The following is a 1,481-nucleotide window of genomic DNA, read 5'->3' as shown; positions in this document are numbered from 1 at the left end:
AAGCCGACCAGCGCGGCGACCAGCGCGTCCGGGGCGTCGGCCGCCGGGTCGTGACGGGCACCCGGCAACACCTCGTAGCGGGCCGCGAGCCGGCGGGCCATGTCGGCCTGCACCGCGGCCGGCCATCCGTCGTCGCTCTCACCATGCGCGACGAGGATCGGCAGGCCCACGCCGCGGGCGGCCGTCGCCAGCTCCCCGACCCGGTCGGGGGTGTCGAGCAGATGCTGGGCGATCGCCATCAGCGCGGTCTGGTTGTGGGCGAAGAACCGCCGGCGCAGGAAGTCGGCCGTCGGCGCCGGCCGGGGCCGCTCCACGGCGTGCAACGCCGCCCACACCGCGGCCGGCCCGCCCCGCTCCAGGACCAGTCGGATCGTGCGCAACGCGGCCTGCCGCCGCCCGACGATCCCGGCTGGTCCGGAGGACAGCAGGGTCAGCGTGCGGATCGGGCCGGGGTCGGCGATGACCGCCGCGCGGGCGACGAGGCCGCCGAAGCTGTGCCCGACCAGGTGCACGGCCCCCATGCCCGCTGTACTCCCTGTGCCCGCTGTACTCCCTGTGCCTCCCCCGCCGCCGGCGTCGATCACGCGATGTACGTCGTCGGCGAACGCCTCCAGGCTGTACGCCGTGATCTCGTCGGGGCCGGGCGACTCGTGCTGGCCCCGCTGATCGAGCGCCGTCACGGCGAAGCCCGCAGCGGCCACTGCCGGCATGATCGGCAGAAAGTCCTCCTTGCTCGCCGCGTAACCCGGCAACAGCAGGACCCCGGGGGCGTCCATCGACCCGCACCGCAGCGCGGCCAGGCCGGCGATTTCGGTCCGCCACACACCTGGCGGCAGCTCAGCCGGGCTTCCTACCACGTTGCGCGCCCCCCCGATTCCATACGGCAACCAGATAGCCGACACCGTAGGGCGCGTCGTCATAGGTGAGCTCGCTGGACCAGGCTTCGGTTGGCGTGTCGTCCCGAGTCGCGGCGAGTAGCGCACCGGCGAGGACCTGCCACGAGGCCCGGCCGGCGGCGAGCAGCTCGGCTGCCAGCGCGGGATCGAGGTCGAGCAGCGCGGCCGGATCGGGTCCGGCCAGGGCCGCCGCCGCGGCGGCGTCGAACGCCGCGGCGCGCTCGTCGAGTCCCCCCGGCGCCTTCAGGGTGCGCCGCGCCGAGGCGTCCCCCATGACCAGCAGGGCGAGCCGCTCCCCGCGCCGCACCTGCGCGACGAGGCGTTCCCCGAGGCCGGCTGCCTGCCGCGGGGAATGACCGGCCGGCACCCCGAGCGCCGTGCGGTCCCCGGACCAGCCCGCGCTGGCCAACAGCCAGGCGCCGACGGTCAACGACAGGGGCAGCGACGGCGCCGCGACGGCGCCGTCGGGCGGCCCACCGACCGATGCTCCCGCGACCGATGCTCCCGCGACAGACGGCCCCGCGACCGATGCCCCTGCGGCAGACGGCCTCGCGACCGATGCCCCTGCGACGGGCGGCCCCGCGA

The 1,481-nt window shown here is 76.1% G+C and carries 2 protein-coding genes; both read right to left on the bottom strand.

The annotated features are described in order from the left end of the window. A partial coding sequence (locus ND748_RS31865) for an alpha/beta fold hydrolase (RefSeq protein WP_251749988.1) occupies window positions 1-824 on the bottom strand: 824 nt, incomplete at its 3' end. A 13-nt stretch (window positions 825-837) separates the two neighbouring features. Next, window positions 838-1,481: hypothetical protein (locus ND748_RS31860; RefSeq protein WP_251749987.1), on the bottom strand; the 644-nt coding region annotated here is incomplete at its 5' end.

Source organism: Frankia sp. AiPs1 (genome assembly GCF_023716945.1).
GTDB lineage: Bacteria > Actinomycetota > Actinomycetes > Frankiales > Frankiaceae > Frankia.
The sequence above is the reverse complement of the archived record's forward strand: the minus strand, read 5'-3'. Positions and strand labels throughout refer to the sequence as shown.